Here is a 16,933-nt window from a genome sequence, read left to right as displayed (position 1 = left end):
TTTCTATAACATGTTTTTCAAAAAATAACACTATAAAACCGAAGTGAACGGATTCACTTCGGTTGACCAAATACGCCCCAAACAGCCCTCTATTCCCATTTTTCAAAACTATTATATGCAATCGATAAACACTGTGTTTCCTATCCTTTATTTTTTAAACATTTTGCTTAGCGAGTTAAAGTCTGTTGGCATATTATTATTAATAATCGCTTTTACAATTTGATCTTCCTGTTCTTTTGGTACTTCGCGCCCTGCTATTGCTCCCACTTGATGAATTAATTGACGCAGCACTTTCTCATCTCGTAAATTGGCATTTTGCACAGATGATGCTAATTTAAAAATATCTTCTTTGTTCACTTTCGCTTCTTTCTCAATGTTATTGAAAATGTTATGATCCATTTTCCTTCACCCTCTCCTCAAGTTACTCTTTATCCTATGCAAAAAAGAAAAAATGGTGAAAGAACCTATAAAAAAAGCGACAAAAGTGTATTTGCACTTTTGTCGCTTTTTTTAAGATAGAGTGACACTTGAACTTGAATCAGTGTCCCCGCTGATTATTAACCTTCACCAATCGGACTGTTCCTCATTCTTGAAGCGAGAGACTTAGCGAGATAAATCAGGTATCGCTTCAACTTCATGCTTACGAACACGGCCCATTAATGAACCAACTGCATCTTTCACGTTTTTCCCATTAAATAATACATCATATAAAGCCGCTGTAATTGGCATTTCAACTTCCATTTTTTCTGCTAATTCATAAGCAGCTTTTGTCGTTCTAACCCCTTCAACGACCATTCCCATACTATCGAGTACTTCCTCTAAAGAATGTCCTTTACCGAGCATATTTCCAGCTCGCCAGTTGCGGCTATGCACACTTGTACAAGTCACAATTAAGTCACCCATTCCTGTTAAGCCTGCAAATGTTAAAGGATTCCCGCCCATCTTTCTTCCTAGACGGGCAATTTCCGTTAATCCGCGTGTCATTAAAGCTGCCTTCGCATTATCACCTAACCCAAGTCCATCTGTAATCCCAGCAGCTAGCGCAATAATATTCTTTAACGCTCCACCAAGTTCTACTCCGATAATATCCGGGTTCGTATATACTCGAAAATAATGGTTCATAAATAAATCTTGTACTTCTTCAGCTGCTTCCATCCGCTTCGCAGCCGAAGTAACTGTTGTCGCTTGGCGAAGAGCAACTTCCTCCGCATGGCTTGGCCCTGATAACACAACAACATCTCGAATAAGATGTTCTGGAATTTCTTCTTCAATCATCTCTGAAATTCGTTTTGATGTTCCAGGTTCAATTCCTTTACTTGCATGAATCCAAGTCATTGGTCCTGAAATCACTTTTTTCATATCTTGCAGTACTTCTCGGTACGCTTTCGTTGGTACAACTAAAAGTACCGTACTTACATCCACTAACGCTTCTTCTAAAGAAGAGTAGGCTACGATTGTGCTTGGCAATGTAATCCCCGGAAGATATCGTTTATTCTCGTGCTTTGTATTTATTTCATCCATAAGCTCAGGACGATTCCCCCAAATTCGTACATCATGACCATTGTCAGCTAATGCCATCGCTAACGCTGTCCCCCAGCTACCTGCTCCTATTACTGTGATTTTTGTCATAAAATCACATCCTCTCCATTAGTCTCTTGCTCTAGCAATAATTCGAATTGGCGTTCCTACAAATCCGAACGATTCGCGAAGACGGTTCTTCAAGAAACGCTCATATGAAAAGTGCATTAATTCTGGATCATTTACAAACACAACAAATGTTGGTGGTTTCACCGCTACTTGTGTTGCATAGAAAATTTTCAATCGGCTACCGTTATGTGTTGGCGTTGGGTTCATCGCTACCGCATCCATAATGACATCATTTAATACATTCGTTTGTACACGGATGTTATGGCTCTCGCTCACCTGATTAATAACTGGCAGCAATGTTTGCGTACGCTTTTTCGTTTTTGCAGATAAAAATACAATCGGAGCGTAATCTAAGAATTGGAAATGAGCACGAATATTATCTTCAAACGCCTTCATTGTCTTCTCATCTTTTTTCACTGCATCCCACTTGTTCACAACGATCACAACAGCTCGTCCTGAATCATGCGCATATCCAGCAATCTTTTTATCTTGTTCAATAATTCCTTCTTCGCCGTCTAATACGACTAAGACAACATCAGAGCGTTCAATTGCTCGTAATGCACGAAGTACACTATACTTTTCGGTGCTCTCATACACTTTCCCTTTTTTACGCATTCCAGCTGTATCAATAATGACATAATCTTGGCCATCTTTCGTATATGGCGTATCGACAGCATCACGCGTTGTTCCTGCCACATTACTTACAATAACACGTTCTTGACCAAGAAGCGCATTGACAAGTGATGATTTCCCTACATTTGGACGACCAATGAGACAGAAACGGATCGTTTCATCATCATATTCTTCTTCCTCTACTTTAGGAAAATGCTGCGCTACTTCATCAAGTAAATCCCCTAGCCCTAACCCATGTGTACCTGAAATTGGGAACGGCTCTCCAAATCCTAATGCATAAAAGTCATAAATTTCATTGCGCATCTCTGGATTATCTACTTTATTTACCGCAAGTACAACAGGTTTATTAGAGCGGTATAAAATTTTCGCTACTTCCTCATCAGCTGCCGTTACACCGTCGCGGCCATTTGTCATAAAAATGATAACGTCCGCTTCGTCAATCGCTACTTCTGCTTGTTGACGAATTTGTGTCAAAAATGGCTCGTCTCCAATATCAATTCCACCTGTATCAATAATGTTAAATTCATGATTTAACCATTCTCCGGCACTATAAATACGATCTCGTGTTACTCCCGGAATATCTTCAACAATAGAAATTCTTTCTCCAACAATTCTATTAAAAATAGTGGATTTCCCTACGTTCGGGCGTCCCACTATTGCCACTACTGGTTTTGGCATATGCTCTCATCCTTTCAACTTGCTTCTGTTTATTATGTAAAAAACCCTTCTTTGTGCAAGAAGGGATTTGCATTCCAGAATATGTCTCATTATATCAAAACATCTCATATTATATCATACGTTACTAATGTTTCACAATAATATATACATTCTCTTGTAAGCGATGAGCAATTCCATCTAAAATGGCTTCTAAATTGTTTGCAACAAACTCCATTTCTTCTTTCGATTCACAAACAAATAGCGGCGCTCCTCCAGCAAATTTTTCTGGCGTTGTTGTAATAACAGCAAGAATATAACTTTCCAAAATCATCTCACATCTCTCCTTCTTTTTGGAGCTTCAGATGACATATGAACCGCACTTTCTAATGTTGGGACATTCCCTATAACGGCGATGGCTTTTTCCACATCTTGATCTTGGGGAAGCACAAATATCCCTACTCTTCCATCTTCCAAATCACGTTTTGCCAATGGCACTAAAGCAGGCGTTCCGGAATCTCTAAATATACCTAGCGCTACCGAAACGTCATGTAATATCGCTTGCCTTTGTCCAAGATTAGAAATTGTAACTCTTGCATCAATCGATTTTGGCTTTAAAATAAACCCCATTCCATACTTCATAATTTCTTCTTGCCTCGCTGGCAACCCAATATTCATCATATAAATGTTATCGATATACAGTCCCACCCCTTCAAATCGAAGTGGCACATGCTCAATCTCGACAAGATCACGCAACCTTTTGCCTGACATTAATATTTTAGCAATAAAGAAACACACGATACCAGCGATGATGCCAGCTACCCATGAACGAAATCCGATATAAGTGAGGGTTGTTACAAACGATGTTAACATCGCTAAATAATTGCGGCTTTCAAATACTAACGCAATCCCTTCGATATACGTATGCCCGCGCGGTACAAGCTCATATCCATCTAATTGTTGCAATGTATTTCGTTCCATATTTCGCACGTCTCGAAATTGTGATGCCGCTAATGTTAGAAATGTAATTGCTGAAAAATCTTTCTTCAAAATAGATGGAATCGCAATCGCCCCAAGAGCGGCTGCAATTAACCCCATCGCAATGTGAATAATTTTCCCATGCAGACGAGTAGGATATTGCCTCGTATCTGTACGAAGCATAAAGATTCTTGTGATTGTTCCCGCAATAACGCCACACAAAATGGCTGGTGTATATTCAGTCATGTATTATCCTTGCCTTTCTTTTACATGTTTTTTTCTAAATTGCCCAGTAAGGGCAGAGACTTTCGTAATCAAAAATAAAATAGCTACAAATAGCGTAGAAACAGCGATACTATCAAAAAACAGCAAACTGCCAAGTTCATACGGAAAATGCAGCTTACGAAAGATAAACGCTACTAAGATTTCTCCCTGTATCATTCCTATATATAAAGTACAAAGACGTAATAAGCGATCTCGATGCAATAACACAGATGCATATACAAGAGCTGCGCTTAACATCAAGGTTCGGTTGATTATAATCCAAATTGGGTCATACACTTCTAATAAATGAAAACTCGTATATAGCATCGCAACAATAAGAGCTGAAAACAGCGTGTACAACTTTTTCCATACCGAATATATTCCAACGATTCCGAAAGCAATGATGCTAATAAAAAGGGCGTTCATCGAGATTGAGAAAGACGCGATGGAAAATGTAAATTGCGAGCAAATAATCAGGAATAAAATAAAAGCACTCATTTTCCACCTAATGGATTCTTTTTTCATAAAAAACGTAGTAATAATCCAGCCCATCCATGCCAAAAAATAAAAATAACCTCCATCCATATTTTTCCCTCCTATCATTTCCATTATGGGAGCTTTTTATAAAAATTAATCTCTTTCTTCTTTCAGTATAGTTTTTCGTATATCAGCAACACTTTGTAATAAGGAGGTGCAGCAATGGGAAAAGATCGCCAAGAAAAGAAACTAAAACAATCGCGCCGCGTTGAATCCGATCGTGATCAGTCACTTCAATATCCAGGTGCCACAGGGCTTGATACACCGGAGCAAGCTCGCAAGCAAAATCAGCATTAAAAAAGAACTGAAAAAGCAGCTCATACTAGCTGTTTTTTCAGTTCTTCTTCGTGATAACCCCAAGTTCTAACGCTTTCTTTACTGCTTCTACACGATTGGAAACTTTTATATTCGTATATATTAATAACATGTGTTTTCGCTATGGAAATAGAAATACAACGTTCTTTTCCTATTTCCTTATTTGTAAGCCCTCACCAATCGGGCTGTTACGGGCAGCCCTACTCCCACCTATCTTCCTTGCTTCTTTCTGCATCTTGAGGTGGGAGTCTTACTGCCCGAAAATAGCGGGATAAAAGATTAAAAAGATTCCCTGTTACCTCTGACTATAATACATCGTATCAATGCCACGCTGCGTTAACCAATGATATGTATCACCTTTCACAACAAGAGGAACTTGCTGGAGTTCTAAAATGTTCTTCGCCCCAAGAGCTGTCATGATAAATCGTAAATCGGTATGTAACAATTCTACTTCTTCGATTAATGTATCCATGCCTTCATTCATCAATATCCGCAAAAAATAGCCCGCAAAAGCCGTTGCCTGTGCTCCTAAAGCAATCGCTTTGGCTACATCAAGTGCCGTTTGGATTCCACCTGATGCAATGAGAGAGAGGGTATTGTTTGTAGAGGATGCTTCTATTATAGAAGAAGCTGTTTGAATGCCCCAATCATTAAAGTAAGAGAGCATACGGTTTCTTCTTTCATTTTCTACAGCAGCAAAGTTTGTACCGCCTTGACCACCAATATCTATCGCTGTTACACCTATGTTAGCTAACTGCTGAACCGTTTCTTTACTCATCCCAAATCCTACTTCCTTCACAATAACAGGAACTTCAGAAGTAAGGACAATGTTTTCAATTCGTTTTAATACACCTTTAAAATCTCGATCTCCTTCTGGCATCGTTAATTCTTGAATCACATTTAAATGAATCTGCAAAGCATTCGCTTCAATCATATCAACAGCACATTTTGCCTGTTCAACTGTTGCTTCGCTTCCTAAGTTTGCAAACACAATACCATTCGGGTTTACTCTTCTTACAATTCGATACGAGTCTACTTCTCTTTTCTCTTTTAACGCTGCCATTTGGGAACCGACGGCCATCGCAAGGTGATGATGTTTTGCTACATAGGCCAGTTGTTCATTAATGTGTAATGTACGCTCTCCTCCACCACCAGTCATCGCATTGATAAAAATCGGCGAACTTAGTGAAAGTTCGCCGATTTTAGTTTCACATGTAACACTTTCAAAACTTGAATTTGGTAAGCTTTTATGGACGAATTCAATATCACAAAAGCCATGTGTACGAGACTGTCCAGTGGAAAGAGCGTATTCAATATGTTCTAATTTACGTTTCTCTCTTGCCACTTATATCCCTCTTTATTTCTTTAATTTTTTCAATTGTTCTCCAATAATATCACTAAATTGGAAAGTTGCAGACTCAGAAGTTGGCTCATATTGACTATAATCTTCTGTGACATTATTTTCTTCAAGAGCTTCTTTTATACTTAAAGAAATACGCTTTTCTGCTGCATTCACTTCAAGCACTTTCACTTTCACTTCTTGCCCAATTTCTAATACTTCATTTGGATTTTTTACGTGACGATTGGCAATTTGTGACACATGCACAAGTCCTTCGACACCTGGTAAAATCTCAACAAAAGCACCAAATGTAACAATGCGGTTCACTGTGCCTTCACGAACATCGCCTACTTTGATTTCATCAGCGACATGTTCCCAAGGCCCTGGTGCTGCTGCTTTAATTGATAGCGAAATACGTTGTGTATCTGCATCAACAGATAATACTTTCACTTTCACCTTTTGTCCTTGTTCTAACACATCAGACGGTTGTCCCACGCGCTCATGAGAAATTTGTGAAATATGAACTAATCCATCTACCCCACCAACATTTACAAAAGCACCAAAGTCTGTTAAGCGTTGCACTGTTCCTTCCACAATCTCGCCTTCTTTTAAAGAGGAAATCGCTTCTTTTTTCTTAGAATCTAACTCTTGTTCTACAACTGCTTTATGAGAAAGAATCACACGATTTTTTTCGCGATCTAATTCTACAATTTTTACAGCTAATGTTTTCCCTTTATATTCAGTAAAATCTTCTACATAATGCACTTCGACAAGTGAAGCTGGAATAAATCCGCGGACACCTAAATCCACAACTAAACCACCATTCACAATATCATTCACTGTAACATCAAACACTTCACCAGAAGTGAATTTCTCTTGTAATTCTACCCATGCTTTTTCTGCATCAACAGCACGTTTTGATAACACAAGATCATCCTCTTCTAATTTAATTACTTTTAATTCAAGAGTTTGGTCCACCTCTACAACATCGCTTGCTTTTTCAATATGAACATTAGCTAATTCACTAATTGGAATTACACCATCTGTTTTGTATCCAACATTTACAAGTACTTGTTTTTCTTCCACTTTTATTACAGAACCTGTAACAATATCACCTACTTGTAGTACTTTTGAATCCACAACTTCTTCATTCATTTTCTCTACCATGGAAATACCTCCCTACAGAATTGACAAAGCTTTTATGTATATACGAAATGAAAACAAATGCTTTCATTTGCATGTTAATAAGAAATTATAACATATATTCCATTACAATACATTTTGTAGAAAGCGGTTTTAACTCTCCCTATAAATAGTATACAGCAAAATCGTTTTGAATAAAGTATGTTTTGAAATATAATAGCGAATATATTCTGACAGTTCCATCCCTCTTTAACTAACTTCTTATAAATTCATATATTTGTCAAGAAAAGTGTCCTCTACCGTATCATTACTTCTATAAAAAAAGAAAGAGGACGATTCCCCTTTCTCTATTTTTGCAATGCTTCAGAGACGATGGCCATAATGTTTCGAACAACTTCTTCAATGGATAAAGAAGTTGTATCTAATTCAAACGCATCTTCAGCTTTTTTCAGCGGAGATACTTCACGTTCTGAGTCTAGCTTATCACGCTGAGCAATTTCTTTTTTCAATTGTTCTAAATTAGAGGAAAAACCTTTCCTCATATTCTCTAAATGTCTGCGTTCCGCTCTTTCTTCAACAGAAGCGAGCATAAAAATTTTCACCTCAGCATTAGGAAGTACATGCGTGCCAATGTCACGTCCATCCATTACAACGCCACCTTGTGCCGCTAACTCCTGTTGACGGCGTACCATCTCTTCTCTAACAAGACGATGCTTTGCCACAATTGATACACGATTTGTTACATCTGGTGTACGAATCACTTCAGATACATCTTGTCCATTTAAAAAGACTTGTTGTGTATCTTTTCCTTGTTGAAATTCAATACGTATACTTTGCAAAACTTCCATTAACTTTTCTTCATTTTCAATATCAATATTTTGCTCAAGAGCAGCATATGTAAGCGTACGATACATTGCACCTGTATCAATATATACATAAGAAAGTTGTTTTGCTACAACTTTTGCAACCGTACTTTTCCCAGCCGCTGCTGGACCATCTATCGCAATTGAAATTCGTTTATCCATTTGTAACACCTCATTTTTCACTTATAAAACAAAATGAAAAGCAGGTATGTCCCCCTGCTTCCCTCTGTCAGTTTTAATCCTTTTCATCCTTCATTATTGTAGCATAATCCTCATAAGAAGAAAATGAAAACTACTTATTCACCTCTAAAATATCTGTCTTCGTTTTAAGCATGACTCCTTCATAATAAACGATTTTCGATAAATATTTAATGGAAGACCCCTGCATAAGCAGCAGCTGCGTCAGACATATGCAAATAAACTGGACAATCAGTATATGTATGATGAACTTCTCCACTTTTTTCAACAAAATTGCCCCTCTTTATCATTTTATGTTTTCGTGATCCCTTCTCTCTATCTTTACTACATAGAAAGGTATAATCCAATCTTATTTTATTCTCATTTTCCCTCTAAACTTTTATACATTTTCATTGTCGAATTTGCTAAAATCATGATATGTTCTAAATGTATTTTCAACCGAAAGGGGTATAATCATTGAAGAAAATCCTAGTTTTACACACAGGTGGAACAATTGCAATGGAGGAAGATAAAGAAACTGGGGTTGTACAACCAGGAAAACAAAATCCTCTTTTGAAATTTATACCTGATTTAGAAGATGATCTTGATTTAATTGTTGAAGATGTATTCCATCTTCCGTCTCCTCATATGACACCGAGTGAAATGTTGCAATTGCAAGTCATCATTGATGAAAGAGTCAAGCATGAAAATATTCATGGTGTAGTCATTACACATGGTACAGATACCTTAGAAGAAACGGCCTATTTTCTTGATTTAACCGTACAAGCAAATATCCCAATCGTTGTAACAGGCGCAATGCGTTCTAGCAATGAATTAGGTGCTGATGGCCTATATAACTTCTTATCCGCAGTCAAAGTCGCAAGCAGTGACGAAGCAATTGGAAAAGGTGTTTTAGTTGTATTAAATGACGAAATTCACTGTGCTACAAATGTAACGAAAACACATACGAGTAATGTTGCTACATTCCAAAGTCCTCAGTACGGACCAATTGGTATGGTAACAAAACGCGGCGTCGTATTCCATCATGCTTTAGTCCATCACGAGACCTATACGGTTAAACAAATTTCAAAAAATGTTGTTATATTAAAAGCATATGCTGGAATGGATGATACATTATTAGCTGCAATCGAAACTTTACCAGTGGACGGAATCGTCATTGAAGCACTCGGACAAGGTAATTTACCTCCAAGGACGTTGCCTAGCTTACAACGTTTAATTCATAAAGGAATCCCGATTATCCTCGTTTCCCGTTGCTTCAACGGCATCGTTCAAGATGTATATTCTTATGAAGGTGGCGGAAAACAATTAAAAGATATGGGGATTGTATTCACATACGGTTTAAACGCACAAAAAGCTCGTATTAAATTGCTTGTTGCTTTAGAATGTGCTCATTCGCAAGAAAAAATCCAAAAAATATTTATGCATGATTAAAAAATAAGCTGTCGAAATTCGACAGCTTATTTTGATTCTCTTGATACAATTGCTTGTGCAATTGCTCCACCATGAAATCGTCCATTTTCAATAAAAATTTCATTTGCATTATTACCAGCTGCAATCACACCCGCAATAAAGATGTTCTCCACATTTGTTTCCATCGTTTCTTCATTGTAAAGTGGGCGTCCCGTTTCATTATCAATCTCCACTCCCATTTTCGTCAAGAAGCTATGATCTGGATGGTATCCTGTCATTGCGAATACAAAATCATTTTGAATTGTAAAGGATTTCCCATCAATTGTATACGTTAACGTATGCTCCGTAATTCTCTCCACATGAGCATGAAAATGCATTTGAATCGTACCATTGCGTACGAGCGCTTCAAATTCCGGCAAAATCCATGGTTTAATGCTCGGTGAATATTCCCCGCCACGATACAATACTGTTACACGTGCTCCAGCTTTTACAAGTTCTAGCGCAGCGTCTACACTGGAATTCTTTCCACCTATTACAACTACATCTCGATCAAAATAAGGATGTGCCTCTTTAAAATAATGAGATACTTTGTCAAGTTCTTCACCTGGAACGTTCATATAATTTGGATTATCATAATACCCTGTTGCAACAATCACATACTTTGCTTTATATGTTTCTTCATTTCCATCTCGTTTTTTCGTATGAACAACAAAGAACTCTCCATCTTTTTGTACTTGTTCAACACGCTCAAATGCATGTACACGCACACCTTTTCGTTTCACTACTTCACGATAATAGGCAAGCGCTTGATTACGCACTGGTTTCCGATTTTCTGTAATAAAAGCTACATCACCAATTTCTAATTTTTCACTAGATGAAAAGAATGTTTGATGAGTTGGATAATGATAAATTGCATTTACGATATTCCCTTTTTCAATTACTAACGCGTTGATTCCAGCTTCCTGCAAAGAAATTGCCGCTGCCAACCCACAAGGTCCGCCCCCGATGATAATCGCTGCTTCTTTTTGCATACTCGGTTCACTCCTAGTCTTCTACCTCAAACTCTATTTATAAAACAAGAAAAAACCTACTTTCAGCAGTAGGTACCTATCTTTATTGTATTCTTTTTTCATATATTTGTCATCTAAACGAGACATACATTCGATAGACATCTGCTAAAAATTGCTGAAATCGAATCCCTTGTTGTCCTAGTACATTTTCAGGATCAATTTTCCGAGCTGGATCCAGCATCTTATGAGATACAATATCTGTTTTCGGATTCAAGCCAAAATAGTGGCATAAATATGCATGGTACCAAGTAAAACGTGTATACGCATCCCAAAAATTCATATTTCCTCCATAGCAAAGTTCAACTCCGATAGCTGCTTTATTCGCATCATAACCATATCGTTCATTATCTGTCGGAACATTGTATCTTACATGATAAGCGACTTCATCAATTGGGATAATTTCTAATATCGTTTTATCATCTACAAATGTATGCGCCGAAGCTTTCGGCTGTATTTCATGAAAATAATCTCTATTACCTATCGCATTACTACCAGGATTCCCCGTATCATGACTCACAATAAACCTTACCTTTGAAAGACGAATTCCGGGTCTCGAACTTCCATATTCAATATAATTTCGCTCTATTGGGAACGTAGCCATTTTAATCAACTCCGCTCTAAAAAATTACCATTCTTCTATATATGTATTCAAACGCTATGTCCATATGGCATATTTCTTATTTAAAGAGTAAATCAAAAATGTTAGAAGTAAATACCATAAATAATACAATACTTACAGCGATTCCATAAAAACCGTAAAACCAAATACGATCTTCTTTCGTATGTAAACCAAAAAAAGTATGTACTGATTTTAATAAAGATCCACGCTTACTATGTTTATTTCGTAAAACTTCCACTCGCTCCATAACGTCCGCTGGCATCATAAATCTTTGTTCTGCTGTCATCTTCATTTCTCTCATCTCTCCTTATTTTATATCCGCTTTGTTTATCTAAGAGAAGTATAGCACAAACGTTCGCTTGGAACAAGTGTTCTTTTTTATCTTTTTTTAAAAGACCATATCATCATCTAACATACAATAACTATAAGTTCCATAATGTTTGCTCTAAAAGTAAAGAATAGAAGCTCTTCCCCAAAATTCTATTACAGCTTATTTTTCATTCTTACTCCTTTCTAACTTCTCAACTAGCTATATTCACTTCATTTTGCACCTAAAAAAAGCGTGGTTTCCTTTTGAGGAAACCACGCTTTTCAAATACTCTATTCTATTATACCCAACCTCTAAAGCGGCTAGCTTCTGCCATTTTACGCACACCAACCATATAAGCTGCTAAACGCATATTCACTTTACGAACTTGAGATGTTTCATAAATAGACTCAAATGATTTTACCATTACTTTTTCTAAACGCTCTTCAACTTCTTCTTCTGACCAATAATAACCTTGATTATTTTGTACCCACTCAAAGTAAGATACTGTAACTCCACCAGCACTTGCTAGTACGTCAGGAACAAGAAGAATACCGCGATCTGTTAAAATTTTTGTTGCTTCTAATGTAGTTGGGCCATTCGCTGCTTCTACTACAATTTTCGCTTTAATATCAGCGGCATTTTTTTCTGTTATTTGATTTTCAATTGCAGCTGGAACTAAAATATCACATTCCAGTTCTAACAATTCTTTATTTGTAATTGTATTGTTAAACAATTTTGTTACGGTACCAAAGCTATCGCGACGATCTAATAAATAATCAATGTCCAATCCATTTGGATCGTGCAGTGCACCATAAGCATCTGAAATGGCAATTACTTTTGCACCCGCATCATGCATAAACTTAGCTAAGAAACTACCAGCGTTACCAAATCCTTGAACAACAACACGAGCTCCCTTAATATCAATACCGCGTTTTTTCGCAGCTTCACGAATACAAATCGTTACACCTTTTGCAGTCGCTGTTTCACGTCCATGGGAACCACCTAACACAAGCGGCTTACCAGTAATGAATCCTGGTGAATTAAATTCATCAATACGGCTATATTCATCCATCATCCATGCCATAATTTGTGAGTTTGTAAATACGTCTGGAGCAGGAATGTCTTTTGTTGGGCCAACAATTTGGCTAATTGCTCGTACATATCCACGACTTAATCTTTCTAATTCACGGAAAGACATCTCACGCGGATCACAAACGATTCCGCCTTTTCCTCCACCATATGGTAAATCAACGATACCACATTTTAAGCTCATCCAGATTGAAAGTGCTTTCACTTCATTTTCTGTTACATTTGGATGGAAGCGGATTCCACCTTTCGTTGGACCAACAGCGTCATTGTGCTGCGCACGATACCCTGTAAATATTTTAACAGTCCCATCGTCCATACGAACTGGAATTTTTACTGTCATCATACGAACCGGCTCTTTTAGTAATTCATATACTTCGTTTGGATAACCCAATTTTTCTAATGCTTCATTAATAACAATTTGTGTTGAATTCAACAATTCAAAATGTTGTTCCCTCTGTTGTGTTTGTGTTTGAGTTCCCTTTTCGGCTACCATAGTAAGTAAACCCCCTGTAATTTCACTTGTTTAGTAAACCTTCATTGCCTAGTATACACCGTTAAATTTTGAATGCAATAGAAAACGCTAACAAATATATGCAAACTATTTTTTGTTGCAAGCGTTTTCACTATTATTATAGTCCTTTTATTGCTTTTAGAAAAGTAAAATACTCAAATATTTAAATGCTTTTTATCTCATTTTAGGGCAATAAGGCTTCATCTCACAATTTAGAGAGAATCAAAGAAGATATCCGTAACAGCCCGATTGATGAGGGCTCATAATCAACGGGAGATGAAAAAACCTCACTGATTAAAGTTTCACTTTATCTCACCCTATCCAACAATCAAAATATGGTCATAACAAAAACCTCAAGCTATTGCTAATTAGCTGAGGTTTCCTTTTAAAATAAAATAATGATGTATTTGTTGAATCGCCTGAGAATCCATTAGCGATTTACCATACTCCATAATACGGTAAATCGTTACTGTTGCCGGATTACCATACTCCGCTAAAATCGCGATAAAATCCGCTTTTAAAAGCTTTGTTTCTTCCTCCATCCAGAGATAAAAACGTCCATCCCATGTGTACAACTTTCCGCCAGTAACTCCTAAGTTATATAAGCGTTCTGATAAATTGATTACATCCTCTAATGTAGCAAATTCATATAATATATGCTCACTCTCATCTAGAGTTACTTGCATCTCAATAAACTCATCGCGAAAATCATCTTCTATCTCCATATCATGATTTTCTTTTGTTACAATTACAACCATCCCTTGCGCTTGTAAGGAAAATACTTCAACAGCAACTGGGCCATTTGCTTCAAATCCAAGTTCTTTATTCGCTTCTTGCATCATATCACGGAATAATTGCTGCACTTTCGGTGCGTTTCTCCATAAATCTTCCTTGGTCAATCCACGTTCTGATAAATCATCAAATGTTAGGAAAATTTTTATTTTATTATAATTCAAGCGTTCCAACCTCATCTTATAACCTCCTTACGTAAAACCATCGCTTCTAATTTTTATTATATGAAATGAGAAATAGATGGTTCTTTTCGAACAACTATTCTGACATTTTTAACCATTCATCCCACTCTTCTTTTGTACTTCCTATAAATACATACTCACTCTCAAATGGCTGGTCTGTTGAAATATGTGTGATGGCTGATCCAAGAAGAGCTATACTAAGCTTTTCATGCTGAGTTTGCAAGCTTTGAGCTAAATGCATCGTATCTTGCACATGTTTCATTTGTAAACAAGATATCACTACATAATCCGGTTCCAATTGTACAATCGTTTCATTGATTTTTTCTTCTTGCAAGCCTGTCCCAATATATATAGTTTGGTAACCTTTCAATCGTAAATAGACTGTTAAAATAAACAGCTGTAATGCCTGAACTTCTCCCAGTCCACAAAATGCGAAAACACTTTGTAAAGCTGAGGACTTCGGTACATACGCGTTATGATAAATCATACCTATACGCGTGCCTAAAAATGATTCTACATATTGCATTTGTACCATTGTAACTTGATTTGTTCCTTCTAACTTCTCCAACTGTTTTGTAATTTCGAGAAATATGTGTGTAATCACCTTTTCAATTGGATATATACTAAATGCCTCATTTACGAATGCAGAAGCTTTTACTTCATCAAATTTTAGCAAAGAATGTAGGATATCGTCTACTAAAAGCATTTCTTTATTATATGCCATTTCTATTTCATTGTGATTTTGCAACCGATTTCTCTCTAATATTTGCACAGCTTGTCCAATTGCAATCCCTTTATTCACCTGGTCTATTAACCATTTTAAGATTTGTATATGTTCCTCTGTATATAATCGATGCCCCGCATCATTTCGTTTTGGGGCAACAATATGATAGCGTCTTTCCCACGCTCTAAGTGTACTCGGTTGAATCCCAAGCATCTTTGAAACTGCTTTTATATTATATTTTCCTTTTAAAGTTGGCATCATTTCCCCCACCTTAAAAATTAAAAATCTCCTATTCCTTTTGCTTTAAAGTAATGATATGGGTTTGAGCAGGTGCTCGGAAACGAAGCGGGACAAGTGTCGTTCCATATCCATTACTAACAAAAAGTGTCATATTCGAATAATAATATACGCCACCCTTTAAATATTTTTTAAAATGGAATAAACGAATTTGTCCTCCATGAGTATGTCCACTTAGTATAAGAGAAATTCCTTCTTCCCCAGACATTTTGTCTATAATAGCAGGATTGTGACTAATCAAAATTCGAAAACCATCTTCTTGGCAATCAGCTAATGCTAAATCTAAACGATCGCGCTCTAACCCTACATCATCTACACCGAGCAAACAAAGCTTCTCTCCAGCACCTGATTCAAATATCACTCGTGTATTATCTAAAACTTTTACACCATGTTCTAACAATAGAGCATCTAGTTCATGGTATTCAATTTCATAATCATTATTTCCCCACACAAAATATACAGGGCCTATTTCCCTTAACTGCTTAATATTGAAAGCGATTTGCGCTAAAGATACACCTTTTTCTGCCAAATCGCCACCAATAATTACAAGATCTACTTGTCCCTTCACTCTTTCGATTAATGTGCGGGACACAATCCTCCTATGAATATCAGAAATGAAGAAAATTCTCACCTTTTGAAAGCTTTTCGGAAAGTCTTTGAAGGTTAAAGTATGTTCTAATACTGTATCACGCATCGCTTCCCTATACATGATAAAGAAAAAAATAAACCCGAGACATATAAAGACACTACCTAATATGATCCATAGCATATATTCGTCTCAACTTCTCCCTTAGTAGAATATAATTCTTTTATTCACTTCATTTTGTCTAACAAAAATACATGATATACATTTCTCTTATTCATTCTTCTTCTCATGATTCGTAATAGGTATTTTCAATTTTTGTCCTACTTCTAACTCACGATTTTGCAAATGATTATATTCCTCTATCTTTTCAGCTCCATTTTCTCCAGGAAAGTATTTCTCGCCAATGCTCTCTAAAGTTTCCCCTTCTTTTACAATGTGAATTTTAGGTTTCTCTATTTTTTTCTGCTCCACTGATTTATTCGAATCAAAAAAGATAACTTCAAATGCTCCTCTATTGGTCTCATTCTCTCCTTTTGAACTTTGCACTTCAATATATTGATCTGTATACCATAAAATACATATTGGTAACAAGATAAATAAGAACGTTAATACTCTAACAAAGAAATGATTAATTTTAAATTTCTTCTTTTTATCTCTATGAACCTCGCTACGCGGCGGTAAACCTTCCTCTACCTGCTCTTGTTCCTGTTCTTCTTGTAATTCTTCCTCAAAATCAGGAATTTTCCTTCTCACGTTGGTCACCACCACCTTT

At 36.8% G+C, this 16,933-nt stretch carries 19 protein-coding genes and 1 pseudogene; 2 read left to right on the top strand and 18 right to left on the bottom strand.

Features of this window, described 5'->3' with window-relative positions; all coding sequences use genetic code 11:
* Positions 1-147 precede the first annotated feature (147 nt).
* The 6 genes and pseudogenes from MR059_RS01070 to MR059_RS01045 form a co-directional block, all read right to left on the bottom strand.
* Positions 148-399 carry a stage VI sporulation protein F gene (locus MR059_RS01070; protein WP_011984303.1) on the bottom strand — a complete coding sequence of 84 codons (252 nt, stop codon included), beginning with the start codon at positions 397-399 and terminating at the stop codon, positions 148-150.
* Positions 400-603: 204 nt separating this feature from the next.
* Positions 604-1,629: an NAD(P)H-dependent glycerol-3-phosphate dehydrogenase gene (locus MR059_RS01065; protein WP_242161383.1), complete on the bottom strand. Its 1,026-nt coding sequence runs from the start codon at positions 1,627-1,629 to the stop codon at positions 604-606.
* 18 nt (positions 1,630-1,647) lie between these two features.
* The gene (gene der, locus MR059_RS01060) at positions 1,648-2,958 is read right to left on the bottom strand and encodes a ribosome biogenesis GTPase Der (protein ID WP_011984301.1); all 1,311 of its coding nucleotides are present in this window, start codon (positions 2,956-2,958) and stop codon (positions 1,648-1,650) included.
* A 124-nt stretch (positions 2,959-3,082) separates the two neighbouring features.
* Entirely contained in the window at positions 3,083-3,268 is a 186-nt protein-coding gene (locus tag MR059_RS01055) for a capping complex subunit for YIEGIA (RefSeq protein ID WP_011984300.1), read from the bottom strand.
* Complete coding sequence (locus tag MR059_RS01050; RefSeq protein ID WP_011984299.1) at positions 3,265-4,158, bottom strand: YIEGIA family protein; 894 nt, start codon at positions 4,156-4,158, stop codon at positions 3,265-3,267. The genes MR059_RS01055 and MR059_RS01050 overlap by 4 nt, the downstream gene beginning before the upstream one ends.
* Positions 4,151-4,761 (bottom strand): annotated as a pseudogene (locus MR059_RS01045) (YphA family membrane protein). The gene MR059_RS01050 and the pseudogene MR059_RS01045 overlap by 8 nt, the downstream one beginning before the upstream one ends.
* 114 nt (positions 4,762-4,875) lie before the next feature.
* On the opposite strand from MR059_RS01045, the gene MR059_RS01040 reads away from it, so the two are divergent.
* Complete coding sequence (locus MR059_RS01040; RefSeq protein ID WP_003206535.1) at positions 4,876-5,010, top strand: YpzI family protein; 135 nt, start codon at positions 4,876-4,878, stop codon at positions 5,008-5,010.
* Between the two features lie 313 nt (positions 5,011-5,323).
* On the opposite strand, the gene fni is transcribed toward MR059_RS01040, so the two are convergent.
* From fni to MR059_RS01020, 4 genes are all read right to left on the bottom strand, one after another.
* Complete coding sequence (fni, locus tag MR059_RS01035) at positions 5,324-6,373, bottom strand: type 2 isopentenyl-diphosphate Delta-isomerase (RefSeq protein WP_011984297.1); 1,050 nt, start codon at positions 6,371-6,373, stop codon at positions 5,324-5,326.
* Between the two features lie 12 nt (positions 6,374-6,385).
* A complete protein-coding gene (gene rpsA / locus MR059_RS01030) occupies positions 6,386-7,534 on the bottom strand; it encodes a 30S ribosomal protein S1 (protein WP_011984296.1) in 1,149 nt (382 codons plus the stop codon).
* A gap of 323 nt (positions 7,535-7,857) precedes the next feature.
* Positions 7,858-8,535, bottom strand: coding sequence for a (d)CMP kinase (gene cmk / locus MR059_RS01025; protein WP_011984295.1), 678 nt, complete (start codon positions 8,533-8,535; stop codon positions 7,858-7,860).
* A gap of 130 nt (positions 8,536-8,665) precedes the next feature.
* The gene (locus MR059_RS01020) at positions 8,666-8,839 is read right to left on the bottom strand and encodes a DUF5359 family protein (RefSeq protein ID WP_087098237.1); all 174 of its coding nucleotides are present in this window, start codon (positions 8,837-8,839) and stop codon (positions 8,666-8,668) included.
* Positions 8,840-9,027: 188 nt separating this feature from the next.
* Between MR059_RS01020 and MR059_RS01015 the strand changes: the two genes are divergently transcribed.
* Positions 9,028-10,002, top strand: coding sequence for an asparaginase (locus MR059_RS01015; protein WP_011984293.1), 975 nt, complete (start codon positions 9,028-9,030; stop codon positions 10,000-10,002).
* Positions 10,003-10,028: 26 nt separating this feature from the next.
* Here the strand turns inward: MR059_RS01015 and MR059_RS01010 are convergent, their stop codons facing one another.
* From MR059_RS01010 to MR059_RS00975, 8 genes are all read right to left on the bottom strand, one after another.
* The gene (locus MR059_RS01010) at positions 10,029-11,012 is read right to left on the bottom strand and encodes a YpdA family putative bacillithiol disulfide reductase (RefSeq protein WP_011984292.1); all 984 of its coding nucleotides are present in this window, start codon (positions 11,010-11,012) and stop codon (positions 10,029-10,031) included.
* 109 nt (positions 11,013-11,121) lie between these two features.
* The gene (locus MR059_RS01005) at positions 11,122-11,652 is read right to left on the bottom strand and encodes a peptidoglycan recognition protein family protein (protein ID WP_011984291.1); all 531 of its coding nucleotides are present in this window, start codon (positions 11,650-11,652) and stop codon (positions 11,122-11,124) included.
* A gap of 76 nt (positions 11,653-11,728) precedes the next feature.
* Entirely contained in the window at positions 11,729-11,962 is a 234-nt protein-coding gene (locus MR059_RS01000; protein WP_011984290.1) for a DUF3961 domain-containing protein, read from the bottom strand.
* A gap of 316 nt (positions 11,963-12,278) precedes the next feature.
* Positions 12,279-13,562 (bottom strand): NAD-specific glutamate dehydrogenase, encoded by a 1,284-nt coding sequence (gudB, locus tag MR059_RS00995; protein ID WP_011984289.1) that lies wholly within the window; start codon positions 13,560-13,562, stop codon positions 12,279-12,281.
* Positions 13,563-13,948: 386 nt separating this feature from the next.
* Positions 13,949-14,551 (bottom strand): genetic competence negative regulator, encoded by a 603-nt coding sequence (locus tag MR059_RS00990; RefSeq protein ID WP_011984288.1) that lies wholly within the window; start codon positions 14,549-14,551, stop codon positions 13,949-13,951.
* 79 nt (positions 14,552-14,630) lie between these two features.
* Entirely contained in the window at positions 14,631-15,536 is a 906-nt protein-coding gene (locus tag MR059_RS00985) for a MerR family transcriptional regulator (RefSeq protein ID WP_242161380.1), read from the bottom strand.
* A 31-nt stretch (positions 15,537-15,567) separates the two neighbouring features.
* Positions 15,568-16,344 carry a metallophosphoesterase gene (locus MR059_RS00980; RefSeq protein ID WP_041809578.1) on the bottom strand — a complete coding sequence of 259 codons (777 nt, stop codon included), beginning with the start codon at positions 16,342-16,344 and terminating at the stop codon, positions 15,568-15,570.
* A gap of 87 nt (positions 16,345-16,431) precedes the next feature.
* A complete protein-coding gene (locus tag MR059_RS00975; RefSeq protein ID WP_011984285.1) occupies positions 16,432-16,914 on the bottom strand; it encodes a LysM peptidoglycan-binding domain-containing protein in 483 nt (160 codons plus the stop codon).
* Positions 16,915-16,933: the final 19 nt, after the last annotated feature.

The organism is Bacillus cereus group sp. BfR-BA-01522 (genome assembly GCF_022662635.1).
Lineage (GTDB): Bacteria > Bacillota > Bacilli > Bacillales > Bacillaceae_G > Bacillus_A > Bacillus_A cytotoxicus.
This window is presented reverse-complemented; position numbering and strand designations above follow the sequence as displayed.